We start from the raw sequence: 25,815 nt of genomic DNA, 5'->3' as shown, positions 1-25,815 counted from the left end.
GCACCTATGACGCCTTACGGCGTCTGTGTCGTACGCAGGCTCTCGGTCAGCGTGTGCAGGGACTTGGCGCGGGGCAGTGCGTAGATCTCTTCCCTGACCCGCTCGGCGCCGGCGGCACCGTAGACGCGGCTCAGAAGGCTCGTTGCCTTGGCCAGCCGCTCCTCATCGGTCACAGGGACTTCGGGCGTACCACGCGGGTGGATGACCGTGCGGGAGACGACACGGCCGTTGCCGAGCTCGACGCGCACTGTGCCGGCCCGACCGGTGGGCTTGTGCGCGTCGAGTTCGGGGTCGTGCGAGACGCTGATCCGGTCCATCAGTGGCCGGAGGGTGCCGAGGTCCAGCAAACCTTCGTCGTCGAGCGCGCCGAACCGGATGGCCGCGGCCACCGTGGCCCGAGCGCTGAACCGGGCATCCAGGTCGTTCTTCGGCTCGGCGCAGTCGATCGCCATGCCCTCGTCGAAGATCCGCACGTCGACCCGGCGTACGTCGTCCTCGCCGAAGCGCTCCTCCGCCAGCAGGGCGGACACCGCGTCGTTCACGCCGTGCAAGTGCGCACACGAGGGGTGGAGCTTGAAGTAGCCGTTCACGATCTCATAGCTCGCCCAGGTCCCGTCCGCGACACCGTCGAGCATCGCCTCGGCGTGGAAGTCCTCGGCCAGGAACGGCCCGTAGAACGAGCTCAAGGCCCCGGGCCGCGCTGTGAGACCGGCCGCGGCTCCGCGGGCCACGTTGAGCGCTGTCGTGCAGGCCGTCGCGGGGTAGAGATGGTGGAGCGTGGCGCCGGACGTGGTGGTCCAGCGGTCGAAGTGGAGACCGAGCGAGGCGGCGCCGTCGATGCCGGCCGCGACCGCTCGGTCATCGGCCCCGCTCACCAGCGAGGTCGCCGCTCCGGCGGCGCCGACGGTCACCCAGTTGCCGATGTCGTGGAGGTGGCCGGGCACGCCCCCGATGCCGAGCCCGATGCGAGCCGCCAGCTCGTAACCACCGACGAACGCGTTGAGGAACTCAAGAGCTCCCACCTGTCGTTCCTCGCCGAGGCCCAGCAGGACGGCGGCGACCTGGATGGCGGGGTGCCCCTTCATCCTCGAGTAGCCGTCCTGCCGCTGGAGCACCGAGATCGTGGCACCGTTCAGCAGCACGGCGTCCTGGACGCCTGCGCCACGGCTCTCCCCGAACACGGTGCTCGGTCCCGCGACCGGCGCGACGGAGCCGCGCAGCGCCCGCATGTCCGGATGGGCGGAGCCGGCGGCCATGACGGCGACCGAGTCGAGCAGGAGGTCGAGCGCACTGACCTGCGCGGCCGCCGGAACGGTGTCCCAGGTCGTGGTGGCCACCGCCCGAGCCAGCTGTCCGACGACGTCCGCAGACGCCTCGGTCGGCCCGCCGTTCGTCGAACCGTCACTCACCATCGGAGTCCGTCCCTCCTGCCGGCCGGAGCAGGCGGGCGAGGCCGCCGAGGTTGGGGTGGGCCGGGAGCGCACCCAGCCACTCTCGCAGCGGGTGCACGAGTTCGGCCGACCTGCCGTGGTTCACCAGCTGGTCGAACTTCGCGTCGAGGACCGCCGCCGGATAGGGGTTGTCGAAGCCGCCGGGGGCACGATCCTCCACTTCGGACAGACGTCGCCCGTCGGTGGTGAGCACTTCCACGCGTGCGGTGCGGACGGCCGGCTGCACCCGGGTGTAGTCCGGGTCCTCGACGACCCGTATCCGCGAGGCCAGGGCGCGAACCTCGTCATCCGCCACGACGTCTCCCCGGTAGGCCTCCATCCCGTTGTGGCCGAGCACAGCCTGTACCGCCACGTTGTAGGGAATGGAGTGCTTGCCGGCGAACCCGTTCGCCGGGGCCGTCTCGTCGAGGCGCGTCGCGGGGGCGTAAGTGAAGACGGTGACCTGCTCGATGTCGGCGCTCGTCACGCCGGTGCGGGCCACGAGCTTGCCCATGGCCTCGATGGGAGCGTGGTTCCAGCGGCTGCAGGCGTGCAGCTTGAAGTAGTTCTCCAGGATCAGCCACCGCTGTCCGAGACCATCGCCGAGCACGGAGGGCTCGAAGTGCTCGCCGAGCACCTGGCCGTAGACGGTTTCCAAGGCCTGCGTCTCACCGGTGACGCCGCCGCGGGCGGCGTGCGCGCCCAGCACACCCGCGGCCGACGACACGCCGGTCAGCAGATTGCGCACGGTGGCCCCCATGTTGGCCGCCCGCTGCGTCGAAGCGGGGGTCATCGCCGCCGCCACGCGAACGGCTTCGATGATCTCGGCGACTGAGAACCCCCGCAGCCGGGCGACGCCGGCGGCGGCTCCGACGACCATGGCGGTGCCGAAGGGGTGGACCGGGGCTCGGAGCGTCAGCGCAAGCCCGGCCCGCGCAGCCGTCTCGTAGGCAGCGACGAAGGCCACCAGGAACTCCCGGCCGCTGCTGCCCAGCTCCTCGGCGGTGGCGAGGACGGCGGGCAGCACATGCGCCGAGGGGTGGTTCGTCGCCCACTGGTTGCCTTCGTCGAGCTCGTAGGTGACGAACGCCTGGCCGTTGAGCAGCGCGGCCGCATAGGACGTCGTGCCCTCCCCGGTCGCCAGCACCGTTGCGGCGCCAGGGCCTCCGATGGCCAGTGCTGCCCGCGCCGCACCGGCCACCTCTTTCTCGGCGCCGGCGCCGAGGCCTGCTGCGACGGTGTCCGAGACGATGCGGACGGCCTGCTCGACGACTTCCTCCGGAAGGTCCTCGTAGCCGAGCCCGCCGACCCACTCGGCCGCTCTCTCCAGTGTCATCGCAACATCTCCTTCGGTCGATCGGAAACGGCCGGGACGGATCAGAGCCGGTGGGCGATCGCGTCGGCGAGGGCCTGCAGGCTCCTGCCGTCCGGGAGCAGGTCCGCGGTCGTCAGGGCCTGTACCACCGGGTCGAGCACGTCGCCGGGAAGAAACGGCCCGACGTTGCCACGGAACTTCGCCACGATCTCGTCGACGGAGAGCGGATCGCTCGGGTTGCCCCGCGCGTTGCGCACCTCCGCGGTCCCCGAAGAGTCCGCGGAGACGACGGTGACCCGCGCCGGCCGCTCGGCCGGGAGCGCGCCGGTGTACTCCGCCACCTCGACCAACCGGACCTTGGCGGCCAGGTCCACGACGTCGAGCCGCTCGAACTGCCCGGGCAGGAAGCCGCCGGCGTCCAGGTGCCCGTCGACGACGACGGACGCCGCGCAGCGCGGCACCGAAAACCGTGCGTGCAGGTCGGACTCGCTGCCGAGGCTGTCGAGTGAGGCGGCGAAGGCGAACGTCTCGATCACGATTTCGGTGATGGAGGCCGGCTTCGGCGAGCCGGCGCGCACGAGTGCCTCCCGCAGCGCGTCCAGTGCCGGGTGGACCCAGCGGGCGCAGGCGTAGGGCTTGAGATAGCTGTCCGCGACCCGCCAGCGGTGGCCGAGCCCGCCGCCGATCTCCTCGACATCCGCCTCGGTGGTGACCACGCCCCCGTAGAGCGTGGCGAGCAGCCCCGGGTCGGCCTCGTGGCCGGCGGCGGCCAGCCGGGCGGCGAGCGCGCCGTAGTAGGAGCCGAGCCCGGTCCAGACGTTGCGCACCGTGCCGCCCTGCATCGGCACGGCCAGCGTGGCGGCCAGTGGCAGTGAGCCGGCCAGCTCGATGGCCCGGGCGGTGGTGGGCGCGTCGGCGCCGGTCAGGGCCGACGCCGCGACCGCGGCCCCGATGGGGCCGTGGATACCGTGCGGGTGCAGACCGGGGCGCAGTGAAGTGCCGGCCCCGAAGCGCAGCCCCACCTCGCAGCCCAGCACGAACGCGCGGACGGCGACCACGTCGTCCACACCCTGGCGGCTCAGTGCGTGCAGCAGCGCCGGCAGCACGTGGGGCGCCGGGTGTGCGGTCGGTACCGGCGGGATGCGGCCGCCGGCCGGGTGGAACGACCCGCCCGAGTCGGCGTCGAGCCAGGTGGCCGCCGCGCCGAGCGTCGTCAGCCGCCCGAACGGGGCGGACTCGTCGGCGGCTTCGGCGCCGAGCAGGGCACCGAGGCCGTGCACGGCCGGGTAACGCAGTCCGCCGAGCAGGGCGCCCAGCGAGTCCAGCAGCAACAGCCGGCCGAAATCCCAGATCTGCGCGGGAATCGCTGCCGCGGGCGTCGAGGCGAACTCGCCGAGCGCATCGACATCCAGGTCCAAGGTCTCCATCATCGCTCCTTCTTGCTCGGGTTGCTCGCGGTCGGTCCGCAGTGCCGGTACGAGACCCACCGGCGCACGTCAGCTCGCCGGCTGGGCCGTCGCCAGCCCTGCCCGCAGCGCGCCGGCCGTCTGCGCCAGCCGGCGCTCGACGCCCGCAGTGGCACCGGCGATGACGACCCCCTCGATGCCCAGAGTGGCAAGGGGCCGCAGCCGGGCGGCGAGGGCCGCGGGGTCGCCGGTCAGCACGAATCGGTCACGGATCAGCGAGTCGATCTCCGGGTCGGCGTCGCGGGCGCCCGCGGACTCCGAGGTGCCGTGGCGGCGGTAGTCGTGGGCCGAGGCCACCGCGGCGACCCGGGCGACGAGCTCCGGCGCGATGCCGTACCAGTCGGGCGACTTGGTGATCCGTGCGGCGCAGGAGCCCAAGATCGGGGCCGCGGCTGCTGCCGCTTCGTCGTCGGTGTCGGTCACCACCGCGCGCAGGAACAGCCAGCAGCGGACGTCGGGGCGCCGGGCCCGCGCGATACCGACGGCGCGTTCGATCACGGCAGGCTCGACGCCCACGTCGAGCAGCACCCCACCGAGGGTCGCGCTGGTCTGCTCGATGGTCCGTGGGCCGGACGCGGCGCCGAGCACCGGCCCGAACCCGCCGGGCAGCTGGGCCGACAGCTCGTCGAGTCGAGCGCGAAGCTGCTCCAGCAGGACGCGATAGGAAGAGAGCGACGGGATCGGGAGCCCCTCGTTGCGCAGCGAGCTCTCGCCCCGTGCGACCGCCAGCAACGTCCGGCCGGGGTGCTGGCCCGCAAGCGTCGCGAGGGCTTGGGCGACGACGCTTGGATGGTGCAGCCCGAGCCCCATCACGCACGGCCCGGACAAGGCGGCCGTGGTGCGGGTCAGCACCTGGCCGGCCGCCAGGAACGGGTCCGGGAACAGCCGTGGGCTGTCCGCGAACCCGACACCGTCGACGCCGTCGCCCAGCGCGGTTCTCGCCGCGGCGAGGTGGTCGAGCACGCCGCGCGGCCGGGCGAGGTTCAGCAGGAGCCTCGGCTCTGCGCCGCTCACCGGATCGACTCCAGCAGGTCCGCGACCGTGCCGGTGGCACCGGCTGCCGGTACCGCGTGACCGGCCGCCACCGACAACGTATGCGCGACGCTGCCCGACATCGGCGTGGCCACCTCGGCGGGGAGGGTGGCGGCGAGCCAGCCCGAAGCCGCACCGTGCCCTGCCCACAGGGGCGAGGAAGCACGCCGCTCCGGGCCGGGAGTGAGCACGGTGAGACTGGCCGCCAGGTCCAGAACCCGTTCCAGCCCCTCGCCCTCCGCAGGTCCGGCGAACGCCGCGGCCGTCGCGGCGCAGAGCGTCGCGAGGGTCGGCAAGGCGGCCGCCGGAGAGTCGTCGGTCAGGAGACCCGCGGCGAGGCTGCGCACGCAGCTGCCGGCGGCGACCGCGCGCGCGACGCGGTCGAGGCCGGCCGAGGCCGCGTCCGCGGCCGCCAGGGCGGCCAGCAGCGGAGCCCAGTCGAGGTCGGGGCGCGCACTGTCGAGCCGGGCTCCGTTCCACAGCAACGCCGGATAGGTGGGCGCGACGAGGCCGGTGCCGAGCAGAGGGAAGCCGCCGGCCGTCGCGATCTCCTCGGCCCAGGACGCCAGCACACCCTCGGGTGCTCCGGCGGAGAGCGTGCGCAGCTCGCCGACCGTGATCGGCGCCGCGGCCTCCAGCGCGTAGACCGCGTGCGCGGCCCGCGCGAGCTCACCGGTGAGCCCTGGCGCCGGTGGGGTGAGGATGCCCGCGTGGGTCACGACCGGTTCCTGTCCACGGTGACGCTGTCGGTGATGAGGTAGAACCGGAAGTCCGTCCGACCGCCCGGTCCCCGCTCGGCGGGCAGCGGGTTGTCCGCGAACCAGTCGCGGTAGGCCTGATACGCCGCCTCGTCCGCGAAGTGCATCTCCGCGATCCGGTAGAACATCATGCTCGGCGGAACCGCGGCTGTCCCTCCCGACGCCGTCGTCACCGGACGAAGCACCTTGTTGAACACGATCCGGTCGAGGTTCGGGTTGGCGAGCAGGTCGGGTGCGTGCACGTCGAAAAGCCAGCGCTCGTACTCCTGCTCGCTCACGCCCTCGACGATGTCGTACCCCAGGATCGCCTTGATCACGTGTCTGTCCTCCGTGGTGTGTTGCTCCAGCTGAACGCCTGCGCGCCCGTCCCGAAGCCCTCGAGCCGGACCCGGCGTGGTTCGATCCGCACTCCGGCGAAGTTGGCGTCGAGGTCGGCCCGGTCCCGCAACGGCGCCTTCGTGTGGCCCGCGGCCCGCAGCCGCGTCGTGTGCCGGTCGTAGACCTCCCAGGTGGCCTTCGCGTCCAGCGGCCGCGCGACGCCGCGGACGAAGACCACCCGCGGGATCGTCAGGCCGAGGTCGAAGGTCCACGGCGAGTCGTTGACCGAGTCGTCGGCCGGCGTGCCACCCCAGACCGCCAGCACCCGGTCGTCGTGGCGGAGCTGCTCGACTCTGCGGTGGGTCCGGCGCTGCACCAGTTCGACGGCCCAGTCGTCGGTCAGGAACGCGCTGGTGGTCCGTCCGACCAGGGCGCCGCCCGCGCCGAGGGTGACCAGCTGGGCGAATCCGGCCTCGTGCCGGACGAAGTCCAGCGCCCGGGACCGGGCGGCCGCCTCGTCGGTCATGCCGTGGTGTCCGAGCCCGCGGCGCGGTGTTCCGCCGCCACGGCCGTGGCGGCGAGGTAGGCCAGTCCGAAGGCGGGCAGGAGGCCGTTGCCTGCCAGGTAGCCCGAGGCGCCGTGCCCCGAAATCCCGGCGGCCGCCCCACCTGAGGCGTAGAGGCCGGGAATGGGCCGGTCGTCGCCGTCGACGACACGCGCCGACCCGTCCACGACCAGGCCGCCCTGGGTGTGGAAGAGAGCCGGCACCACCTTCACCGCGGCGTACGGCGGCTCGAGCGGTGCCTCGTAGTCGCGGTCGAACCGGTCGGGGATCTCGCCTCGCGCCGCCCGCGCGGACTCGTCGAGCTCGGCGGTGAGGGCATCTTCGGGCAGGCCCGTCGCGACGGCGAGCGCCCGCGCGTCGTCGGCCCACACTTCGGCGCCGGACTCGACGGTCTGCCGGAAGTCCGTGAACGGCATGCACAGTTCGTGCACCCGGCGGTCGAACACGACCCAGCCGGTCGCCTCCGGCCGGGCCGCCAGGGAGGGGCCGAATTCGGAGTAGCCGGTGGTCTCCTTGGCGAAGCGGCGGCCCGTGGTGTCCAGCATGACGGCGCCGTGCATGATCGTGGCCCAGCCCAGCAGCGTCGAGGACTTCGCCGCCAGCGCTCCGTGGCCCTGATAGGCGTCCAGGAAGTCGGTCGCGGCGCCCAGCCGGGAGCCGATCCGGAGCGCATCGCCGCGCGACGTTTCGCTGCCGTGGTAGGTGGCCGTGGCGATCTCCGGCATGTGCTCGGCGACCAGCTCGTGATCGGCACCGTAACCGTTGGTGGCGAGCAGGACGGCCGGGGTCTCGATGCGCTCCTCGTCGGCGTTCGGGTCGGTGACCACGACCGCGGCGACCCGGCCCTCGGCGTCCAGCTCGACCTCGGTGAGCCGGGCCGGCACCAGGAAATCGATCCGCGGGTGGGCCCGCGCCTGCCGGGCCAGGTGGTCGATGAGCACGGCGCCGTGCCGCTCGGGGATGGTGTGGCAGCGGTCCACGGAATGCCCCGGGTAGTGCATGTCGGTCATCAGCGAGATCTCCAGGCCGGCCTCGTCGGCCAGCCACTCGACCAGCTCGCCGCTGACGGCGGCCAGCGCCCGGGCGAGCCGCTGGTCGCCGCTGCCCTTGGTCTTGCGGTCGACGTCGCCGGCGAACACCTCGACCGAGTCCTCGATCCCCTGCTCCCGCTGCCAGCGGCTGTTCACGCCCGGCACCATCGCCGTGCACATCGACGTGTTGTTGCCGCGAAGGAAGTGCTCGCTCGCCTCGACCACGAGGACGTCGAGGCCGAGCTGGGCGGCGCGAAGGGCAGCGATGAGCCCACCGCCGGCGCCCGCGACGACGAGGTCGGGTCCCTGTGCGCTCATCGGCCCGCTCCCGCCGCGACCAGTTCGAGGGCGCGCAGCACGGGGTCGAACACCGGCACCGCCGAGGGGTGCTCTGGATCGACGTCGACGGCGGAGCAGCCGTTGAGCAGCGTGCGGGCCCCCTTCGCGGCCAGCACCTCGGCCGCCTCGTCGAGGCGCTGCTGCCACCCCGGCCCGTCACTGATCGAGTCGAAGGGCAGGTCGAGGATCTCGATCTGCCCGAGCCACCGCTCCCAGCCGTACGCGGCCGCGACCCGGCGCATCTCGGCGGCGATGGCCTCGTTGCGGACCACCGCGCCCATCGGCGCCGCGAGCGCGGCCGCGAGGGCGAGGTTGAGCTTGAGGATGCCGACCACCGGACGGTCGGTCTCCTCTTGCAGCCGGGCGACCGCGGGGTCGAGCACGCAGTCGGCCATCAGGACGTCGTACCCCGCGGGGGCGGCGGCGAGGGCCCGGTGGACGTAGTCGTCCGAACGTGCGATGTCCTCGGCGTTGTCGAGCTGCTCGGGCGCACCCTGCGCCAGATCGTGCAGTTCGACGGTCACCCCGGCCGGACTGATGGCGTCGTAACGTTGTTGTCGCCGCGCCAGTTCCTCGACGCCGACGTGCAGGGGTGTGGTCGCGAAGATCCGCATGGGTGGTGGCTCCTCCTCGAGGACGGGCAGGGTGCGGCAGGTGAGGATCACGGAGTGGCGAGCACACGCAGGACGTCTCGCACGCCCCTCGCCTCGGGCAGTGCGGCGGCGCAGTCGACCGCCCGCTGGAGCGCCGCCTCATCGCCCAGCAGGTCACGCAGCAGCATGAGAGTCCGCTCGTGGTCGAAGGGCTCGTGGGCGGCGTCGCCGACCGGGTTGGCGACCTCGTGCCGCAGGACCCGGCCGTCGGTCAGCGTCAGCTCGACGGCCGCGCCGCGGGCGTCGGGCAGGCGGGCGTCGAACTCGGTGCCCGAGACGACCTCGACCCGCTCGGCCAGTGCGGCGAACCGGTCCTCCCGCGAGCGGTCGAAGCCGTCGGGAGCGACGCGGCCATCGAGCAGGGCGGTCGTCACCACGTAGGGAATCGAGAACATGGCGGCCAGCCGGTTGCTCCATCGGGTGCGGCCGAGCGCCGCCGCCATCGAGTACGTCGTGACCCGCACCCGGGTGATGTCGCGGTCGGCGAGCCCGTCCCGGTGCAGTTGTTCTCGCAACACGAGGGTGGCATCCGCGCTGGGGTGGGTGAAGGCGCACGAGGCGTGCCGTTTGAAGTAGCCGAGCCCGATGTCCCAGCGCAGGCCGAGCTGCTCGACCAGGGCGACCGGGTCGAACGTGCCGAGCAACCCGCCCAGGCTGTGGGCGGCGATGCCGGTGGCGTGCGCGAGCCCGGCCTTGGCCAACCGCGCGGCGGCGAGCCCGGCCACGTTGCTGGCGCCCATCCACTCGTTGCGCACCACGTTGCCGTCGAGTGCCGCGGAGAAGGGCCCGGCGATCGGCATGCCACTCGCGGTGTCGACGGCGGCGGCGATCCCCGCGGTGTCGAGACCGAGCAGCTTGGCGCAGCCCGCGGCTGCGCCGGTGACGCCCCAGTTGCCGTGCGGGTGCAGACCCGGCGCGCCGCGGCTGGCGCGGCCGTACCGCGCGGCGACCTCGTAGGCGACGAGCAGGGCCGTCGCGGTGGCCGGACCGTCCGTGTCGAGCGCGCAGGCGAGTGCCAGGACCGCCGGGAAGCCGTGCGCGGCGGGGTGGCCGGCCGCGAACTTGTTGCCCTCGTCCATCTCCAGGCTCACCAGCGCCGTGGCGTTGAGCCAGGCCGCGGCCTCGACCGTGGTCTCGACCCCGGTCCCGAAGACCGGTACCGGTCCGGGTGAGGGCGCCCAGGCGTCCACGAGTGCGGCGCGCTCGGGAAGCCGAGCACCCAGGAACGTGACTCCGAAGGTGTCGAGCAGGACCAGACGCAGCCGCTCTCGCACGTTCTCGGGCACGGCGTCCCACCTCAGCGCGCCGGCCCAGCCGGCGAGCCGGTCGAGGGCCTCGAGCGCCGCCTGCTGATCCGGGTCGAGCCCGACTTCGTTCGCTCGATCCGTACCGGGATCAACGGTAACCGTCTTCCCCACCTTCTCCGTCGTTTCGTTCACAGGCCGAGGTAGGCCTTCTTGACCCGCTCGTCGCCGGCCAGCTCCTTGCCCGGGCCTTCGAGCGCGATGGTGCCGCTCTCGAGCACGTAGGCCCGGTCGGAGATCGAGAGCGCCTGAGCGGCGTTCTGCTCGATCAGGAGAACCGAGACACCCGTGTCGCGGATGGCCGCGACGGCCTTCAGCACGTCCCAGGTCAGCTTCGGCGAGAGGCCGGTCGACGGTTCGTCGAGCATCAGCAGCCGCGGCTTCGCCATGAGGGCCCGGCCGATGGCGAGCATCTGCTGCTGGCCGCCGCTCATGCTCTGGGCCGCCTGCTTGCGGCGCTCGGCCAGGATCGGGAACAGCTCGAAGACCCGCTCCAGCTCCTGCGCCATCCGCACGCCGCGGCGCGTCCACGCGCCCAGGACGAGGTTCTCCTCGACGCTCATGGGGCCGAAGAGGTCGCGATCCTCGGACACCTGCACGATCCCGCGCCGCACGATCTGGTGCGGCCGCAGCCCGGTCAGCGACTCGCCTTCGTAGGTGACCGCACCGGAGAGCGCACTGATCAGTCCGCTGATCACGCGGAGCGTGGTGGTCTTGCCGGCACCGTTGGCGCCGACGACGGAGACCAGTTCCCCCGGCCTGACCCGCAGGCTCATGTCGTGGAGGATCTGCAGCTTGCCGTAGCCGGCGGCGATGTTGTCGAGCTCAAGCACCGGGCAGCTCCTGTCCGAGGTAGGCCTCCACGACCGTCGGGTCCGCGACCACTTCCGCGGGCTCGCCCGAGGCGATCACCCGTCCGCGGTCGAAGACGACGACGGAGTCGGAGAGCTGCATGACGGCCTGCATGATGTGTTCGACGAACACGAGCGTCAGGCCCTCCGACTCACGCAGGCGGGCGAGCAGTTCGACGACGGGCGCCCGTTCGGCGGGCACGAGGCCGGCCAGGACCTCGTCGAGCAGCAGCAGCCGCGGACGGGTGGCGAGCACCCGGGCCAGCTCGAGCCGCTTCAGCGCAGCTGTGTGCAGGGAGTCGGACACCACGTCCGCCCAGGCCGCCATGCCGGTCGCTTCGATGACCTCGTGCGCGTGGTGATGGGCGCTGCGGTGATTGCCGCCCCGCGACAGTGCTGCCGCGACGACGTTCTCCCGGACCGTCATGGAGCCGAACGGACGCATCAGCTGGAACGTTCGCGCCATGCCGAGCCGCGAGATCCGGTGCGGCGACATCCCGCTCACGTCCTTGCCGAAGAGCTTCACATGGCCGGTGTCCGGCCGCAGTGCGCCGGCGATGACGTTGAAGAACGTCGTCTTGCCCGCACCGTTCGGCCCGATGATGCCGACGATCGAACCTTCGGCGACGTCGATCTCGACCTCACTGAGTGCATGGACGCCACGGAAGGACTTGCTCACGTCGCGTACTTCGAGAGCGGTGCTCATCGACGCTTCCACCAATCGCGGATCGATCCGACGATGCCTTTGGGCAGGACGAGGGCGATCACGATCAGCAGGATCGAGTAGAGCACCACGTCCAGCCCGCCCCGGCCTGAGAGGAATTCCAGGAAAGTGGGCGGGTTGCGCAGCCAGCCGGCCGTCAGGTCCGAGAGCGGGCCGAGGATCAGTGCGCCGACGAGCGGGCCCCACAGGGTGGCGACGCCGCCGATGACCGCCGGGGCGATGGCCTGGACCGACTGGGCCTGGCCGAACGCGATGTCGGGATCGACGAACATGAAGTACTGCGCGTAGAACATGCCGGCGACGGACGTGATCGCCGCGGAGAGCGCCATCGTGGTCAGCTTGACCCGCATGACGTTGACGCCCAGCGCGTCGGCCGCGTCCTCGTTGTCGCGCACGGCGACCGTGTGGATGCCGGTGCGCGACCGAAGGTAGAACATCGTGATCAGCAGGCAGATCACGACCAGCGCGAGGCCGATGTAGTAGTACTGCGGCGCGTTGGCGGCGAACTGCAGCATCGACCACGAGTTGTCGGGCAGCAGCGGGACGTGGAACCCGGTGGTGCCGTTGACCCAGCTGGTGTTGGTCGCGAGCAACCGCAGCATCTCGGCGAAGGCGAACGTGGCGAGCGCGAAGTAGGCACTGCGCAGCTTGTAGCGGAAGGCGAGGTAGCCGATGCAGATGGCCACGAGTGCCGCCAGCATCGCTCCGACGAACAGCGCGATCCACGGCGACCAGCCGAAGTGCACCAGGAGGTAGACGTCGGTGTACGCGCCGATGCCGAAGAACGCCGCGTGCCCGAAGCTGAACATGCCACCGTAGCCGCTCATCAGGTTCCAGCCGATCGCCATGATCGCGAAGATCAGCACCCGGACCGCGATGGTCTGGCTCGACTCGGGCAGGAGTGCAGGAGCGAAGGCGGCCAGGACGGTGATGACGACCAGGATGATCACGGACCGCTGGATCGACTGGCGGCGATTCTGGACCGCCGCTGATCCCGGTCGCGTCTCGGTGGTGATGGTCATGATGACGCGGCTCCGAAGATGCCCTGCGGACGGATCAGCAGGATGAGCAGGAACAGGATGAACACGCCCAGCAGGGGGCTCTGACCGGCGATCGCGACACCGCCCAGCTGCTCGACGAGGCCGACGATCACACCGCTGATGACGGCGCCCATCACGTTGCCCAGCCCGCCCATCACGACGACGACGAAGGCGAGGATGTTGAACTGGTCGCCGGCGGTCGGGGTGATCGTGGTGAACGGCGCGATGAGCATGCCGGCCGCTCCGGCACAGGCGGTGCCCAGGCCGAAGGTGACCGCGTAGACGAGCCGCACGTCGATGCCGACCAGTCCCGCCCCCTGCCGGCTGGCGGCGACAGCGCGGATCGCCCGGCCGAACGAGGTGCGCTCGAGCAGCACGAAGACCAGCACGGCCAGGACCAGGGCGCCGCCGAGGGCGATGACCCGGGACAGGTTGGCGACGGCGCCGAACACGTGCACGCCGGGGTCGCTCTTCAGGTTCGCCGACAGCGGGTCGCCGCCGAAGACCAGCAGGAGGACATTGCTGATCAGCAGCGACAGGCCGAGGGTGATCAGCAGCTGGCGCTCGAGCGTGCCGCCCATCGTGCGGTTGAGGAGCAGGAGCTGGATCAGGACGCCGAGCACGAAGAGCCCGAGGATCGCGACCGGGAGGGCGATGTAGGGGTTCAGCCCGGCCTGGTGCGCCACCTCGTAAGTGACGTAGAGACCAACGGCGAGGAAGGCGCCGTGCGCGAAGTTGACGATGTCGAGTACGCCGAAGACGAGGGTGAGGCCCATCGCGAGCAGGCTGTAGACACCGCCGGAAATGATGCCGGTGAGCAGCGCCTGGCCGGTGATGCCCATGCTGCCCGAGCGCAGCAGCGCGGCGATGAAGAGAACGACCAGCAACGCGCCCGTCACGATCAGCGGCGTCGAATGGCGCAGGCTCAGCCGCGACGCGGCGCGGCTACCGCCCCGGAGAGCGGTCCCGTCCTTCGACGGAACCGCCCCTCCGGCTTTCGTCTGGCCGGTCACTGGCCCGGGTTCGCGGGGTAGACGGGGCTCTTGACCGCAGCGGACTTCGGATAGACCACGACCGGAGCACCGTTCTGGACCTGGGTCAGCACGGGCAGCGAGGTGGAGTTCTCGCCCTTGTCGCTGAACTTGATCGGGCCGTCGGAGAGAGTCAGCGGCGTCAGGCTGGTCTGTGCGATGGCGTCGCGGACCTTCGACGCGTCCGTCGAGCCGGCCTTCTCGAGCGCTGCTGCGATGACACGAACCGAGTCGTAGGCGAGGGCCGCGCCGGTGCGCGCCTCGTCTTTGTAGGTCGACTTGTACAGGGCGGTGAACGCCTTCGCGTCGGCGCTCTTGTCGTCGAAGTGGTAGTTCACGTCGAAGTACCCCTGGGAAGCCGAACCGGCGTCGGTCGGGAACTGCGGCTGGTCGAACGCACCGTCGGCTGCGCCGACCACGGCATCGAGGGCCGGCTTGACCGTCTGGATCGCCTTCGCGGCGAGGACGCCGTCGCGGTAGTAGCCCGAGACGACGAGGACGTTCGCGCCGCTCGCCTTGACCTGGGCGATCTGGGTGGTCAGATCGGAGACGCTGGCCGCGTCATAGGTGATCTCCGGACCCATCTGGAGGCCGCTCTTCTGGGCCTCGGCCTTGAACGCCTGGTAGACCCCGGTGCCGAACGCCGTGGCCTCGTGCAGGTAGGCGACCTTGGTGACCGGGCGATTCGCCGCCTCGGAGATGGCCTTGACGTACTGGGCCGCGGTCGTGCCGAACCGCGAGTTCTGCGGCTGCATGCGGAACGAGTATTTGTAGCCGTGCGAGAGGATCGCGTCGTCGCCCGAGACGTCCATGACGAAGGGGACCTTGTTGCGCTCGGCGACGGCGGCGACATTGGCGCTCACGGCGCTCTGGTAGGTGCCGACCAGGGCGACGACGCCGTCACCGACGAGGCGCTGGGCCTCGCTCTGGCCGGTGTCCGGCGTGCCCTTGGTGTCGCCCCCGTCCAGCTCGAGCTTGGCGCCACCGAGCGCTTTGATGCCGCCGGCGTCGTTGATGGCCTTGATACCGAGCTTCACGCCGTTCTCGAGCTGGGTTCCGTCGCCCGCGTTGGCACCCGAGAGGGGGTGCAGCGTGCCGATCTTGATGACCTTGGCGTCCCCGCTCGAGCCGCCGCTGCCGCCGCCCGCACAGCCGGCGAGGAGGACGGCCCCGGAGCCGACCGCGGCGACCAGCTTCACGAAGGATCTTGTACGCATCCTGATGACTCCTGATCTTGATGAAGAGTGGCGCTGTGATCGTTCCGCTAATCGGAACGCCCCCGTCAAGTTCCGCTGACTGTGGCATGTGGTCGTACTCACGTCAAGTGGTACATCGATGATTGAGGTCACGTGCACTTCGCGACCGAAGAGCCGCACTCCGGCCAGAGCGCAGGTTTCGCCTGGGCATTGACTCCCGACGGGACGGCAGCCAGACTCGTTCCGTCTACAGAAACGCAGTTGTTACAGTGGCTTCCGGCGGTGGCGGCCGGCCGCGCCCGTCCCGCGTGCGGCGCCCGCCGCGCGCCTGTGCCCCGGCTATCGAGGAGATCCCCGTGGAGAGCGCGTCACCGCCCGTGCCGACAGCCGGCGCCGGCCTCGCCGCGCGCCTGGGCACCTTCGCGGCAAGTATCCGCGAGCCCGCGGCCCCGGACGCGGTCCGGCACCGGGTACGGGCGCTCGTCGCCGACGTGGTGGCCACGGCGGCCGCCGGTCTGGGCCGGCCCGACATCGCGGTTCTCCAGGCCACCTACGCGATCGGTGCCGGCCCCAGCAGCGTGCTGGGCCACCGGACGGGTTTCCCACCGGCCCAGGCGGCATTCCTCAACGCGATGCCGGTCGCGCGCGAGCAGCTCCAGGACGGGCACCGGCGCGCTCGCGGCCATCCGGCGTCCCACGTGGTGCCGGCCGTTCTCGCTGCCGCCGAGGCCTGCGGCGCCGATGGCCCGGCGACGCTGTCGGCCGTGCTGGCCGGCTACGAGACGGGCGTGCGGATCGGCCTCGCGATGGGCGGGACCCCGGCCGGGGTCCACGACATCGGGACCTGGGCGACGCTCGGGGCCGCGACCGGCGTTGCCCACGTGCTCAGCGGTGGCGACGCGGAGACCATTGCCGGGGCCATCGACTCGTGTGCCTCACTGACCACGGTGCCCGACGCGCCGGGCGTCTTCGACGGCTGGACCAGCCAGAACCTCTACCTCGCCTGCGCGGCACAGACCGCAGTCATCCACGGCCAGGCGGCCGCGGCGGGCCTCCGGGCGCAGCCGGGAACGCTGGAACGCCACTTCGCCCGCTGGGTCGCGGCCGACCAGGAAGGATTCTCCGAGCGGCTGATCGCACTGGTCTCCGCCGGCGACTGGACCATTACCCAGGGGTACCTCAAGCGCCACCCCACCTGCGCCCTGCTGCACGGCGTCAACGATGCCGTCGAGGACCTCGCGACCCGTCCTTACCGACCCGAAGAGATCGCCGCGGTCACGGTCCGCACCTACGCCGCGGCGGCCGCGTTCGACAACGTGTTGCCCCGCAGTGAGATGGCCGCCCGGTTCAGCATCCCGTGGAGCGTGGCCGCCGGTCTGGTCCTGGGCACACTGCGGACCCACGCGTTCGAGTCCGGCACCCTCCGCGTCACCGCGGTGCGGGATCTGGCGGCTCGGGTGCGGGTGGAGCACGACCGGACCCTCGACGCCGGGTATCCGGCGGGGCGCCCGGCCACGGTCACCGTGCGGTTCACCGACGGCACCCAGCTCACCGCGTCACGCGACGGCGCCCCCCGCGGTGACGGGCCTGACGCGGTCGACGACCCGGTGGTCGGTCAAAAGGCCGCGACGCTGCTGACCGACGCCGTCGGTGAGAGCGGGGCGCGGGCAGTGCTCGCGGCCGTGGCCTCTCTCGGCCAGGACGGCCCGATCCCGTTCGGCCTCGTGCTGCGCACGCTCGACGTACGACGGCCGTCGTGAAAATCGACCCCGGCCGCACCGGCCGGCCCCCGGGCCCCTCGGGTATCGCGCCGGGGGCGCGATCCGCGGATCTGACGGGCGAACGTGATCTGCGCCGACCTTGCCTCGTTTCGTGAGGCCGAACTTGTCCGGAAGAAAAGGGGATCCTGTGGTTCGCGAACGGACGGTCGAGACTCCGGGCGGTACCGAGGCCGCGGACCGGGTCGCCGACGTCCTCCTCCTCTTCGCGCGGTCCGACAGTCCGCTCGGGGTATCCCAGATCGCCCGTGACCTGTCGCTCAGCAAGGCCGTCGTCCACCGGATCCTGCAGTCCCTGGTTTCCCGCTCACTGGCCAAGGTGGTGCCCGGTGGGTCGTCCTATGTGCTCGGACCGGCAGCGCTGGGTCTCTCGGCGCGGGCGTGGAGCCAGATCGACGTGCGCAGCATCGCCTCGCCGATCCTTCGTCGGCTGCGAGACACCACCCGGGAAACCACGACCCTCTCGGTGCTCGTCGGCAACGAGCGGATCTACCTCGACCAGTTCGAATCTCCCGAGGAGGTGAAGATGGTCATCGAGATCGGGCCTCGTTACCCCCTGCACTCCGGTGCTTCGAGTCGCGCGATCCTCGCCTTCCTCCCGCTCTCCCTCATCGACGAGGCGGTCCGCCAGCTGCTCGCACGGCGCGCCGGTCTGGACGAGAACGCCTACCGCGACGGCCTGGACCGGGTACGCGAGCACGGATATGCCACGTCCATCAACGAGCGCAACACCGGCGCCGCCTCCATCGCCGCACCGTTCTTCGACTCGGCCGGCAACGTGATGGGCTCCATAAGCTCCTCCGGTCCGGCCTTCCGCTACGCGATCGAGGACCACGAGGAGCACGCGGCGCTTGTGGTCGAGGCGTCGCGCGCCATCACCCAGCGTCTGCGCGGCTGACCCAGCCCCTGACCCGACAGCCCAGCAGGAGACACCGTGCTGCCCCGCTCGTTCCTCTACGTTCCCGCCTCACGCCCGTCGCTGTTCGCCAAGGCCTCGACCGGGGCGGCCGACGCCGTCATCCTGGACCTCGAGGACGCGGTGCCGGTCGCCGAGAAGAGCGCGGCCCGCGGCGCGGTCGCCGCCTGGCTGGGCCGGGACCGCCGGGCCCCGGGAGCCGGGGCCGGCGCCCAGACCTGGGTCCGGGTCGACGCGGATCGGCTCGCCGATGATCTCGAAGCCGTCGTCCGTCCTGGCCTCGACGGCATCGTGCTGGCCAAGTGCTCCCCCATGTCCATGAGCGAGCTCGCCGCGCGGCTCGACGAAGCCGAAGCCGAGCAGGACCTGCCCCCGGTTCCCGTCGTCGGGCTGGTCGAGGACGCGGCTTCGGTGCTTGCCCTCGGCGAGCTCGCCGCCCATCCCCGCCTCACGACACTCGGCCTGGGCGAGGTGGACCTGCTCGCCGCCCTCCGGATCGCCCGCACCACCGCGACCGCCGACGCGATCACCCAGCTCAGACTCCAGGTCGTGCTCCACTGCGCCGCCGCGGGCCTCGCCGCACCGGTCGCGCCCACGTCGGTCGACTTTCGCGACCTCGACGCCTTCCGGCAAACGACCCGGGAGCTGGCCGACCTCGGCTTCCGCTCACGAACCGCCATCCATCCCACCCAGGTCGCCGTGATCCACGAGGTGCTGGCCCCCACCGCCGAGGCGGTGGCCGCGGCGCGTGACGTCCTCGATCGGTTCTCGGCGGCCCAGGGCGGCGTGACGCTGGACGCCGCGGGACGGTTGATCGACGCAGCCGTGATCAGATCGGCCCGGGAGACGCTCGCCCGCCGTCGGGATGACTGAGACCTGGTCTCAATACTCAAGGGTGTGTCACTGCGTAACCTGCCGGTCCTGGTCGTCGATCGTGGGCAGTCGTGGCGAAGACGACGCAGCAGCGGCGGGTCGAAGACCGGCTCTGGGAGCTGATCGAACCCCTGATCCCGTCCCGACCAGCGCCGGGCGGTCCGGGTGGACGGCCCCGGATCGATGACCGTGCCGCGCTAGAGGGGATCTTGTTCGTGCTCGACACCGGCTGCCGCTGGCGAGACCTACCCGAGCAGCTCGAATGCGGTTCCGGGCACACCGCATGGCGGCGGTTACGTGAGTGGCAGGACGCCGGCGTGTGGGACCGGCTGCACCAGCTCGTGCTCGACGAGCTGTCCAACATCGACGAGCTCGACTGGACCAGAGGCTGCATCGACGCGGTGTCGGTGCGGTCGAAAAGGGGGCGAGCTGACCGGCCGCAGCCCCACTGACCGGGGTAAAGCCGGCTCCAAGTACCACGTTCTGTGCGACGCGAACGGGCTACCGCTGCACATCATGTTGTCGGCGGCAAACACCCACGACAGCATGCTGTTCGAGCCGCTGCGGTTCAAACGCCTCGGGCTGCGCTACGACCGGACCGAACGCACCACGCCGGCGCTACTCACGCCGGCCTGCACCGTGATCAACGTCCGCCGGCTCATAAAGATCGAGCTCTGCGACCAGGTCCAACGCATCCATTCACTCGTTGGGGATACATCGGTAGCTCTGTGTCGTTGGGTGGGGGTGACTGGTGAGCTTCTGAGCGCGGAGCACGTCCTCGGGTCGGCACGGGGCCCCCGTCACCACGAGGGAGATCGATCTCCTGGAGGAGGCTGCGGCCGCGTTGCTGACGGCACCATCGACGGGGATGAACGAGCACTCTCGTCGGGAAGTGATCAGCCATCGGTGAGGCCGCCTCTTCAGAGGCGTTCGATGCGGTCGGCCTGCGGGCCCCGGTCGCTCTGACGCACCGCGTACCGGACCCGGTCACCCTTCCGCAGCGGCTCCGACCCCATGATCACGGACGCGTGAGCGAAGAGATCGTCGCCGCCTGCGTCCGGGGTGATGAAGCCGAAGCCGCGGTCGTCGTCGTAGCGCGCGACGACGCCCTCGCCGCCTCGTACGGGCACGTCCCGCGCCGCCGGCCCTGCGGCCGCGGCAGGTGCCGACCGCTGCGGCGCCGTCTGGGGCTCGGCGCCCCGGACCAGGTGCACGTCGCGGGCCTGTGGGCCCTTGTCTCCACTGGCCACCTCGTAGGCGACGCGGTCGCCCTCCGCGAGCCACGTCAGCCCCTCGGCCAGGGCCCGGGCGTGAACGAAGACGTCCCCGGCGCCGGAGTCGGGGTTGATGAAGCCGAAACCCTTGTCCTCGTCGTACCAGGCCACCGTGCCGTCGGCACCGTCCGCGATACCAGCCGCAGCGGGTGAGCCTGCCCCTGCTCCCAGCGGGATCACGTGCCCGGCCTGCGGGCCGCGCTCGCCTTCGACGATCAGGAAGGCCACCCGCTGCCCCTCGGTGACCACGCCGCCGGTCACGATGGCGGAGCTGTGCACGAAGATGTCGGCGCCGCCGCCGTCCGGCGACGCGAAGCCGTACCCCTTGCCCGGCTCGTACCAGTTGACGGTGCCGAGCAGGCCCACGGCGCTGCCGGTGGCCGCATCGGCGGTGACGCGAACGCGCAGCGCCTGGGGCCCTCGGTCGTTCTCGCCGACCTCGAACACCACGGCCTGACCCTCGCGGAGCACTTTCGCGCCGCCGTCCCCGACGATCTCGGAGGCGTGCACGAACACGTCCGGCGAGCCGTCCTCGGGCGCGAGGAAGCCGAAACCCCGTTCGGCGTCGAACCAACGGACGGTCCCTTGCGGCATCAAAGACTCCAGGTCGAGAGGGCGGGCAATGGCCCCCAGTCTCTCTGACAGACCTGCGGTCCGTCGCGCCGGGCCCACAGGCGGGCGGTGCGGAGCCAGGGGCGGGCCGTTGGTTCACCTAGCGACACGCCGAGTTTTGAGACCAGGTCTGAAGGGACCGGCCGGTGCCTGACGGCGCCGGCCGGTCCCTCTGTCAGCTCTTGGATCTCGGTGCGTCAGGCCAGACCCGAGCGCTTCACGAACCGGCCCGTCGGGGTGCCGACGATCTTCTCCGCACGCAAGACCTCGGTGCCGCGGACCCAGCTGTCGGTCACCTTGGCCGTCAGCTCGAAGCCCTCGAACGGGGTGTACTCCTGCGTGGAGAGCGAGTCCTGCGCGTGCACGGTGTAGTCGACCGTGTCGTCGAGCAGGCAGAAGTCGGCGTCGTACCCGACGGCGAGATCACCCTTGCCGCGCAGCCCGAACCGCTCGGCCGGGCTCTTGGCGACGAGTTCGGCGATGCGCGGGTAGGACAGACCGCGCTTGCGGCCTTCACTGACCATGCCCGCCAGCAGGTACTCGGTGCCGCCGAAGCCGGATTTGGCCACGAAAACGTCCTCGCGGGGCTCGCCGAACTTGGTCTCGTCGCGGCAGCACGCGTGATCCGAGGTGACCCACGAGAAGTGGCCGGCCAGCAGGTGTTCCCACAACGACTCGACGTCTTCGCGGGAGCGAAGCGGCGGGTTGACCTTGCCGCCGAGGTTGGCGGTCGTGAAGTCGGCGAGCAGGTGGCCGACAGTCACCTCGCGGCGGAAGTCGATGTGCGGGAAGGTCTCCTGCATCATCATGGCGGCCTCGATCGCCTTGCGCGAGGTCAGGTGCAGCAGGTTGATCTTGGGCAGCTCGGTCTCGTGGGCCAGGTAGGAAGCGATGGTGATCGCCAGGCCCTCCGAGTGCGGCGGCCGCGAGGCGCTGTACGCCTCGAGGCCGGTCAGCTTGCCCTCCTGCTCGACCAGCTTGGTGTAGGCCCGCATGATCTCCGCCGTCTCGCAGTGCAGCGACAGCGAGATGTGCTCGCGGTCGGCAGCGAACCGGGGGTCGCGACGCGCCTTCTCGATGCCCCGCATCACGAACTCGAAGTGGGCCAGGTCGTAGGACTCGTCCTCGGGGATCATGAGGAACGAGCTCTGGTCGCTCGAGCGGCCGTGCAGCCCGTGGCTGCCGTAGAACATGAAGATCTTGAACGAGGGCACCCCGAACTCCCCGATCAGGTCGGGGATCTCGTCGATGTGCTCCTTGAGGATCGGCGCCACGTGGAACGCGTAGTCGATGAAGGAGCGGCCCTCGGCGGCTGCCAGCACGTCGGGGAACACCTCGCGGTACGGCCCGGTCCGGTTCATGTAGTAAGCACCGGTGCGGATGTAGGTGATGCCGGTCGTGACACCGCCCTGCGCCGACGCCTGGCTCTCCGAGCCGGCGTCCTCGCCGAGTTCGTTGTAGATGCCCCAGTGCTGGTGGACGTCCACCACACCGGGGAAGAGGTGCTTGCCGGCGGCGTCGACCGTCTCGGCTCCGCGCTCGGAGTCGATGCTCGGCTCGAAGGCGGCGAACTTGCCGTCCTTGACGGCGACGTCGAGGCGCTCGGGGGCATCGCTCGCGGGGCGCACCACCTGGGCGTTACGGATCACCAAGTCGAATTCAGCCATTTTCCCTCATCCTTCGGTTGTTCGTCCTACGTGCGAGCGGGGTCGTCGACCCTCGTCAGGGAAGCGAGCAGCTCCATGAGGTCGGTGCAGTCCTCGAGCGTGCGGCAGGCCGCCGCGAGTTCGTCGGCCCGATCGGGAGGCAGCACCCGCCGGGCGTTGTCGTGGAACTTGGCGGCCAACTCTTCGAACGAGAGCGGTCGCTGCGGGCCACCGCGGTTCGTGAACACCTCGGCCACCACCTCGCGGCCGTCCTTGAGCCGCGCCGTGAGCACCGCGGGGAACTGGTGCGGGAAGATCTCCGTGCACCGCTCGTCGGCCGTCACGTCCACCTTCGCCATCAACGCTCTTCGCTCGGGGTCCTGCGCGAGTTCGTCGGTGTAGTCGTCGAGCCCGGCACCGAGACCGGAGCCGCCCAGCAGGCCGAGCACGACCGCGTAGGGACCGCTGAACTGGGCCATGTAGCCGGTCTGCGGCGTCCGCTTCACCTCGATCGGCTCCCCCACCGTGCGCAGGTTCTGCGCCGGTACGCCGAGCTGGAGCGAGACGATGTCCTCGACCCGTACGCCGTCCGCGCGCAGCTGCGCGGCGGCGTCGACGGCGGCGTGCGTGAAATGGTTCGCCGGGTAGGGCTTGAAGAAGATGCCCGGGACCGACCACTCGGTCCCCAGCCCGTCGACGATGGCCGCCGGGTCGAAGATGCCGTGCAGCCAGGCCTGGAAAAAGCCGAACCGGCCCTCGAGCACCGTGGGCGGACCGGTCAGGCCGAGCTTGACCAGCTCCGCCGCGGAGACCGCCGCGTGCGCCGCCCACCCGCAGTGGATCCGCTTGACGGTGCCGCCGGTGCGGTTGGCCTCGATGATGCCCGAGGCCAGCGAGGCCGTGACGCCGAGCGCATCGACGACCGCTTGCTCATCGCCGCCGGCGAGCAGCGTCGCCGCAACCGAGGCACCCATCGCGCCGCAGATCGACGTGGCGTGCTGGCCGTGCTCGAAGAAGACGGAGTTGTTGCTCGCCTTGTCGTAACCGGCCATGCCGAGCCGGACGCAGATCTCGATCCCGATCGCGACCGCCCGGATGAGCTCACGACCGTCCGCGCCGGCGCGCTCGGCGGCGGCCAGTGCCGCAGGGACGACCGAGGCGCTCGGATGAAGGACCGACGGCAGATGGGTGTCGTCATAGTCGAGGGAGTGCGCGAGGACCCCGTTGACGAAGGCGGCCATGTTGGCGGGCAGCCGGCCGGGCACACCGACGGCCGAGGCGGCGCCCGTGCCGGCCTGGCTGCCGGCCCACTCCCGCGCGGAGCGGCTGGTTTCGAGCGTGCTGGCGGCGGCGGCGATGCCGAGGATGTCGAGCACCCGCATCTTCACGCTCTCCACGACCTCGGCCGGGAGGTCGTCGTAGGACGTGCCGGCCGCGAAGGCCCCGAGCTGCTGGGCCAGGGTCTGCTCGCTCACGCGGCACGCACCGCCAGCGGGCGCACCGGCGACCCGGTCGCGCCGTAGATGTTGAGCGGCACCAGCACGAGCGTGAACTCCGCCCACCCGCGGCCGGCCAGCTCCTCGAGGTCGAGCGCCTCGATGAGGTAGATCCCGCTCTCGACGAGCAGGACCCGGTGTGCCGGCAGCAGCGCGTGCCCACCGCCGGGGGCGAGCCGCTCGAACGCGATGGTGTCGGCGCCGGCGGCGTGGATGCGCCGCTCGGCGAGCCACTGAGCGCCGGCCTCGCCGACCCCCGGGACCCCGGACGGCCCGCCCACGTAGGCGCCGCCCTCGGCGAACTTCGTGCCCCAGCCGCTGCGGATGAGCACCACGTCTCCCTCGCCGACACCGCCGTCCGAGTTCTTGGCGGCCGCTTCCAGGTCGCCGACGGTGATCTCGTAGCCGCCGTCGAGGCAGCTGACTCCGTGCAGTCCCGCGATATCGAGGAGCACACCCCGGCGGATCATCGGCGCGATGGAGTGAACGCCGAGCGCGTCGTACTTGCCACCGACCCCGGCCTGCATCGCGTCGACGCCGCCGAACATGAGCCCGTCGTGCGAGACGTGCGCCAGCGCGTCGATGTGCGTGCCCACGTGGCAGCCCATCGTGATCATGTCATTGGCGGCGCTGCCCCCGTCGGCACGCGTCATGTCGCCGTGGCGGCGCGGCAGGGTGTGCCAGAACTGGGGGTGGTTCGGGGACTGGGGCATGCCGACCCGCAGCTGTCGTCCCAGGTCGACCACGTCCAGCCCGCCCTGAACCGCGCTGAGCAATGCATCGGTCATCGGATGATCCCACTCTCCTTGAGCTCGGCGATCCGGCCGGCCTCGAGGCCGGCCTCGGTCAAGACTTCGTCGGTGTTCTCGCCCAGCCCGCGGCCGGTGAACCTGATCGCCCCCGGCGAAGCGCTCATCCGCCACATCACGTTGTGCTGCAGCAGCGGCCCGAAGTCCGCGTCGTCGACCTCCAGCAGCATCTGCGTCTCCCGCACGTGGGGATCCTCGACCAGGTCGCGGGCGTCGTAGACGGCGGCGATGGCGGCACCGGCCTCGGTGAAGGCGCTGATGACCTCGTCGCGGCTGCGCTGCGCGATCCAGCTGCCGACGTAGTCGTCGAGCAGGTCGACGTGCGCCGCCCGGCCGCCGCCGGTGGCGAACCACGGTTCGCTGATCACCTCGGGATGGCCGACCAGCTCCAGCACCCGTTCGGCGATCCGCTGGGCGCTGGTGGAAACGGCCACCCACCCGCCGTCCGAGGTCCGGTAGGTGTTGCGCGGCGCGTTGTTGGTCGACCGGTTGCCATGGCGCTGCTCGACCTCGCCGAGCTGCTGATAGATCGTCGGACCCGGCCCGACGGCTGCCATGATCGGCTCGAGCAGGCTCATGTCGACGACCTGTCCCTCGCCGGTCCGGTCGCGGTGGCGGAGCGCCATCATCACGGCCGACGACGCGGCGATTCCGCAGATGCTGTCGGCCAGGCCGAAGGCCGGCAAAGTCGGCGGGCCGTCGGCCTGCCCGGTCAGCGAAGCGAAGCCGCTCATGGCTTCGACGAGCGTGCCGAAGCCGGCCCGGCCGGCGTAGGGACCGGTCTGGCCGAAGCCGGTGAGCCGCACGAGCACCAGCCCGGGGTTCTCGGCGAACAGCGCGTCGGGGCCGATGCCCCACCGCTCGAGGGTCCCCGGACGGAAGTTCTCGACGACGACGTCCGCCGTCTTCGCCAGAGCACGGAACACCTCGCCGCCGCGCTCGTCCTTGAGGTCGAGGGCGACGGTCCGCTTGTTGCGGCTGATCTCCTTCCACCACAGCGGGACGCCGTTCTTGCTCCGGCCGTGGCCGCGCATGTTGTCGCCGTTGCGCGGGTGCTCGATCTTGATCACGTCGGCACCGAAGTCACCGAGGATCTGACAGCAGAACGGGCCCGCCAGGATCGTGGACACGTCGAGCACGCGTAGTCCGTCGAGAGCTGCCGCTGAAGCCACTCGAACCTCGTTCCGTCAGAAGAAACACTCCATCTGGCGACGACTGTAGCCGGAACGGGCGTCCACCTGAAGAGGTCGAGTCGAATCTGCAGACATTGAGGCTATCCCCACATGCAAGCCCGACCCGACCGCTGCGATCACCCGCGGTCGGATCACTGACTTCCCTGTCGATCACGTTCCGCTTGC

At 71.2% G+C, this 25,815-nt stretch carries 23 protein-coding genes and 2 pseudogenes; 4 read left to right on the top strand and 21 right to left on the bottom strand.

Features of this window, described 5'->3' with window-relative positions; genetic code table 11:
• Nucleotides 1–14: 14 nt before the first annotated feature.
• The 15 genes from ABZU76_RS11700 to ABZU76_RS11630 form a co-directional block, all read right to left on the bottom strand.
• Complete coding sequence (locus ABZU76_RS11700; RefSeq protein WP_354867724.1) at nucleotides 15–1,412, bottom strand: MmgE/PrpD family protein; 1,398 nt, start codon at nucleotides 1,410–1,412, stop codon at nucleotides 15–17.
• Complete coding sequence (locus tag ABZU76_RS11695; RefSeq protein ID WP_354867721.1) at nucleotides 1,402–2,766, bottom strand: MmgE/PrpD family protein; 1,365 nt, start codon at nucleotides 2,764–2,766, stop codon at nucleotides 1,402–1,404. Before ABZU76_RS11695 ends, ABZU76_RS11700 begins: the two co-directional genes overlap by 11 nt.
• 41 nt (nucleotides 2,767–2,807) lie before the next feature.
• Nucleotides 2,808–4,172: an MmgE/PrpD family protein gene (locus tag ABZU76_RS11690; RefSeq protein ID WP_354867718.1), complete on the bottom strand. Its 1,365-nt coding sequence runs from the start codon at nucleotides 4,170–4,172 to the stop codon at nucleotides 2,808–2,810.
• A gap of 69 nt (nucleotides 4,173–4,241) precedes the next feature.
• On the bottom strand, nucleotides 4,242–5,225 hold the full coding sequence (locus ABZU76_RS11685; protein WP_354867716.1) for an LLM class flavin-dependent oxidoreductase: 984 nt from the start codon (nucleotides 5,223–5,225) through the stop codon (nucleotides 4,242–4,244).
• A complete protein-coding gene (locus ABZU76_RS11680) occupies nucleotides 5,222–5,962 on the bottom strand; it encodes a hypothetical protein (protein WP_354867713.1) in 741 nt (246 codons plus the stop codon). The genes ABZU76_RS11685 and ABZU76_RS11680 overlap by 4 nt, the downstream gene beginning before the upstream one ends.
• Nucleotides 5,959–6,318, bottom strand: coding sequence for an EthD domain-containing protein (locus ABZU76_RS11675; protein ID WP_220241905.1), 360 nt, complete (start codon nucleotides 6,316–6,318; stop codon nucleotides 5,959–5,961). The genes ABZU76_RS11680 and ABZU76_RS11675 overlap by 4 nt, the downstream gene beginning before the upstream one ends.
• Nucleotides 6,315–6,845, bottom strand: a complete 531-nt coding sequence (locus ABZU76_RS11670) for a hypothetical protein (RefSeq protein WP_354867711.1) — start codon at nucleotides 6,843–6,845, stop codon at nucleotides 6,315–6,317. Before ABZU76_RS11670 ends, ABZU76_RS11675 begins: the two co-directional genes overlap by 4 nt.
• The gene (locus tag ABZU76_RS11665) at nucleotides 6,842–8,233 is read right to left on the bottom strand and encodes an FAD-binding protein (RefSeq protein ID WP_354867709.1); all 1,392 of its coding nucleotides are present in this window, start codon (nucleotides 8,231–8,233) and stop codon (nucleotides 6,842–6,844) included. The genes ABZU76_RS11670 and ABZU76_RS11665 overlap by 4 nt, the downstream gene beginning before the upstream one ends.
• Nucleotides 8,230–8,868 (bottom strand): aspartate/glutamate racemase family protein, encoded by a 639-nt coding sequence (locus tag ABZU76_RS11660; RefSeq protein ID WP_354867707.1) that lies wholly within the window; start codon nucleotides 8,866–8,868, stop codon nucleotides 8,230–8,232. Before ABZU76_RS11660 ends, ABZU76_RS11665 begins: the two co-directional genes overlap by 4 nt.
• A gap of 47 nt (nucleotides 8,869–8,915) precedes the next feature.
• Nucleotides 8,916–10,346: an MmgE/PrpD family protein gene (locus ABZU76_RS11655; RefSeq protein WP_354867705.1), complete on the bottom strand. Its 1,431-nt coding sequence runs from the start codon at nucleotides 10,344–10,346 to the stop codon at nucleotides 8,916–8,918.
• Nucleotides 10,343–11,044, bottom strand: a complete 702-nt coding sequence (locus ABZU76_RS11650; protein WP_354867703.1) for an ABC transporter ATP-binding protein — start codon at nucleotides 11,042–11,044, stop codon at nucleotides 10,343–10,345. Before ABZU76_RS11650 ends, ABZU76_RS11655 begins: the two co-directional genes overlap by 4 nt.
• Nucleotides 11,037–11,768 carry an ABC transporter ATP-binding protein gene (locus ABZU76_RS11645; protein WP_354867701.1) on the bottom strand — a complete coding sequence of 244 codons (732 nt, stop codon included), beginning with the start codon at nucleotides 11,766–11,768 and terminating at the stop codon, nucleotides 11,037–11,039. The genes ABZU76_RS11650 and ABZU76_RS11645 overlap by 8 nt, the downstream gene beginning before the upstream one ends.
• Entirely contained in the window at nucleotides 11,765–12,808 is a 1,044-nt protein-coding gene (locus tag ABZU76_RS11640) for a branched-chain amino acid ABC transporter permease (protein WP_354867699.1), read from the bottom strand. Before ABZU76_RS11640 ends, ABZU76_RS11645 begins: the two co-directional genes overlap by 4 nt.
• Entirely contained in the window at nucleotides 12,805–13,839 is a 1,035-nt protein-coding gene (locus tag ABZU76_RS11635; RefSeq protein WP_354867697.1) for a branched-chain amino acid ABC transporter permease, read from the bottom strand. Before ABZU76_RS11635 ends, ABZU76_RS11640 begins: the two co-directional genes overlap by 4 nt.
• Nucleotides 13,836–15,074 (bottom strand): ABC transporter substrate-binding protein, encoded by a 1,239-nt coding sequence (locus ABZU76_RS11630; protein WP_354867695.1) that lies wholly within the window; start codon nucleotides 15,072–15,074, stop codon nucleotides 13,836–13,838. The genes ABZU76_RS11635 and ABZU76_RS11630 overlap by 4 nt, the downstream gene beginning before the upstream one ends.
• Nucleotides 15,075–15,409: 335 nt before the next feature.
• On the opposite strand from ABZU76_RS11630, the gene ABZU76_RS11625 reads away from it, so the two are divergent.
• The 4 genes and pseudogenes from ABZU76_RS11625 to ABZU76_RS11610 all read left to right on the top strand — a co-directional run.
• The gene (locus tag ABZU76_RS11625; protein WP_354867692.1) at nucleotides 15,410–16,813 is read left to right on the top strand and encodes an MmgE/PrpD family protein; all 1,404 of its coding nucleotides are present in this window, start codon (nucleotides 15,410–15,412) and stop codon (nucleotides 16,811–16,813) included.
• 148 nt (nucleotides 16,814–16,961) lie between these two features.
• Nucleotides 16,962–17,729, top strand: a complete 768-nt coding sequence (locus tag ABZU76_RS11620; protein ID WP_354867690.1) for an IclR family transcriptional regulator — start codon at nucleotides 16,962–16,964, stop codon at nucleotides 17,727–17,729.
• Nucleotides 17,730–17,765: 36 nt separating this feature from the next.
• Nucleotides 17,766–18,620, top strand: a complete 855-nt coding sequence (locus ABZU76_RS11615) for an aldolase/citrate lyase family protein (protein ID WP_354867688.1) — start codon at nucleotides 17,766–17,768, stop codon at nucleotides 18,618–18,620.
• 71 nt (nucleotides 18,621–18,691) lie between these two features.
• A pseudogene (locus ABZU76_RS11610) lies at nucleotides 18,692–19,280 on the top strand (IS5 family transposase); the annotation flags it as partial.
• Between the two features lie 260 nt (nucleotides 19,281–19,540).
• Here ABZU76_RS11610 and ABZU76_RS11605 read toward each other — a convergent pair.
• The 6 genes and pseudogenes from ABZU76_RS11605 to ABZU76_RS11580 form a co-directional block, all read right to left on the bottom strand.
• Nucleotides 19,541–20,260 (bottom strand): cold shock domain-containing protein, encoded by a 720-nt coding sequence (locus ABZU76_RS11605; protein WP_354868409.1) that lies wholly within the window; start codon nucleotides 20,258–20,260, stop codon nucleotides 19,541–19,543.
• Between the two features lie 30 nt (nucleotides 20,261–20,290).
• A pseudogene (locus tag ABZU76_RS11600) lies at nucleotides 20,291–20,488 on the bottom strand (cold shock domain-containing protein); the annotation flags it as partial.
• A gap of 215 nt (nucleotides 20,489–20,703) precedes the next feature.
• Nucleotides 20,704–22,173, bottom strand: coding sequence for a dihydroorotase family protein (locus ABZU76_RS11595; protein WP_354867685.1), 1,470 nt, complete (start codon nucleotides 22,171–22,173; stop codon nucleotides 20,704–20,706).
• Between the two features lie 26 nt (nucleotides 22,174–22,199).
• A complete protein-coding gene (locus ABZU76_RS11590) occupies nucleotides 22,200–23,627 on the bottom strand; it encodes an MmgE/PrpD family protein (protein WP_354867683.1) in 1,428 nt (475 codons plus the stop codon).
• Nucleotides 23,624–24,436 carry a cyclase family protein gene (locus ABZU76_RS11585; RefSeq protein WP_354867681.1) on the bottom strand — a complete coding sequence of 271 codons (813 nt, stop codon included), beginning with the start codon at nucleotides 24,434–24,436 and terminating at the stop codon, nucleotides 23,624–23,626. The genes ABZU76_RS11590 and ABZU76_RS11585 overlap by 4 nt, the downstream gene beginning before the upstream one ends.
• Nucleotides 24,433–25,629 carry a CoA transferase gene (locus ABZU76_RS11580; protein WP_354867678.1) on the bottom strand — a complete coding sequence of 399 codons (1,197 nt, stop codon included), beginning with the start codon at nucleotides 25,627–25,629 and terminating at the stop codon, nucleotides 24,433–24,435. Before ABZU76_RS11580 ends, ABZU76_RS11585 begins: the two co-directional genes overlap by 4 nt.
• Nucleotides 25,630–25,815: the final 186 nt, after the last annotated feature.

This window comes from Amycolatopsis sp. NPDC005232 (assembly GCF_040607795.1).
Classification (GTDB): Bacteria; Actinomycetota; Actinomycetes; order Mycobacteriales; family Pseudonocardiaceae; genus Amycolatopsis.
The sequence above is the reverse complement of the archived record's forward strand: the minus strand, read 5'-3'. Positions and strand labels throughout refer to the sequence as shown.

Coding starts and splice junctions, on each gene's coding strand:
- ABZU76_RS11595 (WP_354867685.1), bottom strand. CDS start 22,173: ATGGCTGAATTCGACTTGGTGATCCGTAACGCCCAGGTGGTGCGCCCC.
- ABZU76_RS11630 (WP_354867695.1), bottom strand. CDS start 15,074: ATGCGTACAAGATCCTTCGTGAAGCTGGTCGCCGCGGTCGGCTCCGGG.
- ABZU76_RS11645 (WP_354867701.1), bottom strand. CDS start 11,768: ATGAGCACCGCTCTCGAAGTACGCGACGTGAGCAAGTCCTTCCGTGGC.
- ABZU76_RS11670 (WP_354867711.1), bottom strand. CDS start 6,845: ATGACCGACGAGGCGGCCGCCCGGTCCCGGGCGCTGGACTTCGTCCGG.
- ABZU76_RS11585 (WP_354867681.1), bottom strand. CDS start 24,436: ATGACCGATGCATTGCTCAGCGCGGTTCAGGGCGGGCTGGACGTGGTC.
- ABZU76_RS11695 (WP_354867721.1), bottom strand. CDS start 2,766: ATGACACTGGAGAGAGCGGCCGAGTGGGTCGGCGGGCTCGGCTACGAG.
- ABZU76_RS11640 (WP_354867699.1), bottom strand. CDS start 12,808: ATGACCATCACCACCGAGACGCGACCGGGATCAGCGGCGGTCCAGAAT.
- ABZU76_RS11665 (WP_354867709.1), bottom strand. CDS start 8,233: ATGAGCGCACAGGGACCCGACCTCGTCGTCGCGGGCGCCGGCGGTGGG.
- ABZU76_RS11690 (WP_354867718.1), bottom strand. CDS start 4,172: ATGGAGACCTTGGACCTGGATGTCGATGCGCTCGGCGAGTTCGCCTCG.
- ABZU76_RS11660 (WP_354867707.1), bottom strand. CDS start 8,868: ATGCGGATCTTCGCGACCACACCCCTGCACGTCGGCGTCGAGGAACTG.
- ABZU76_RS11700 (WP_354867724.1), bottom strand. CDS start 1,412: ATGGTGAGTGACGGTTCGACGAACGGCGGGCCGACCGAGGCGTCTGCG.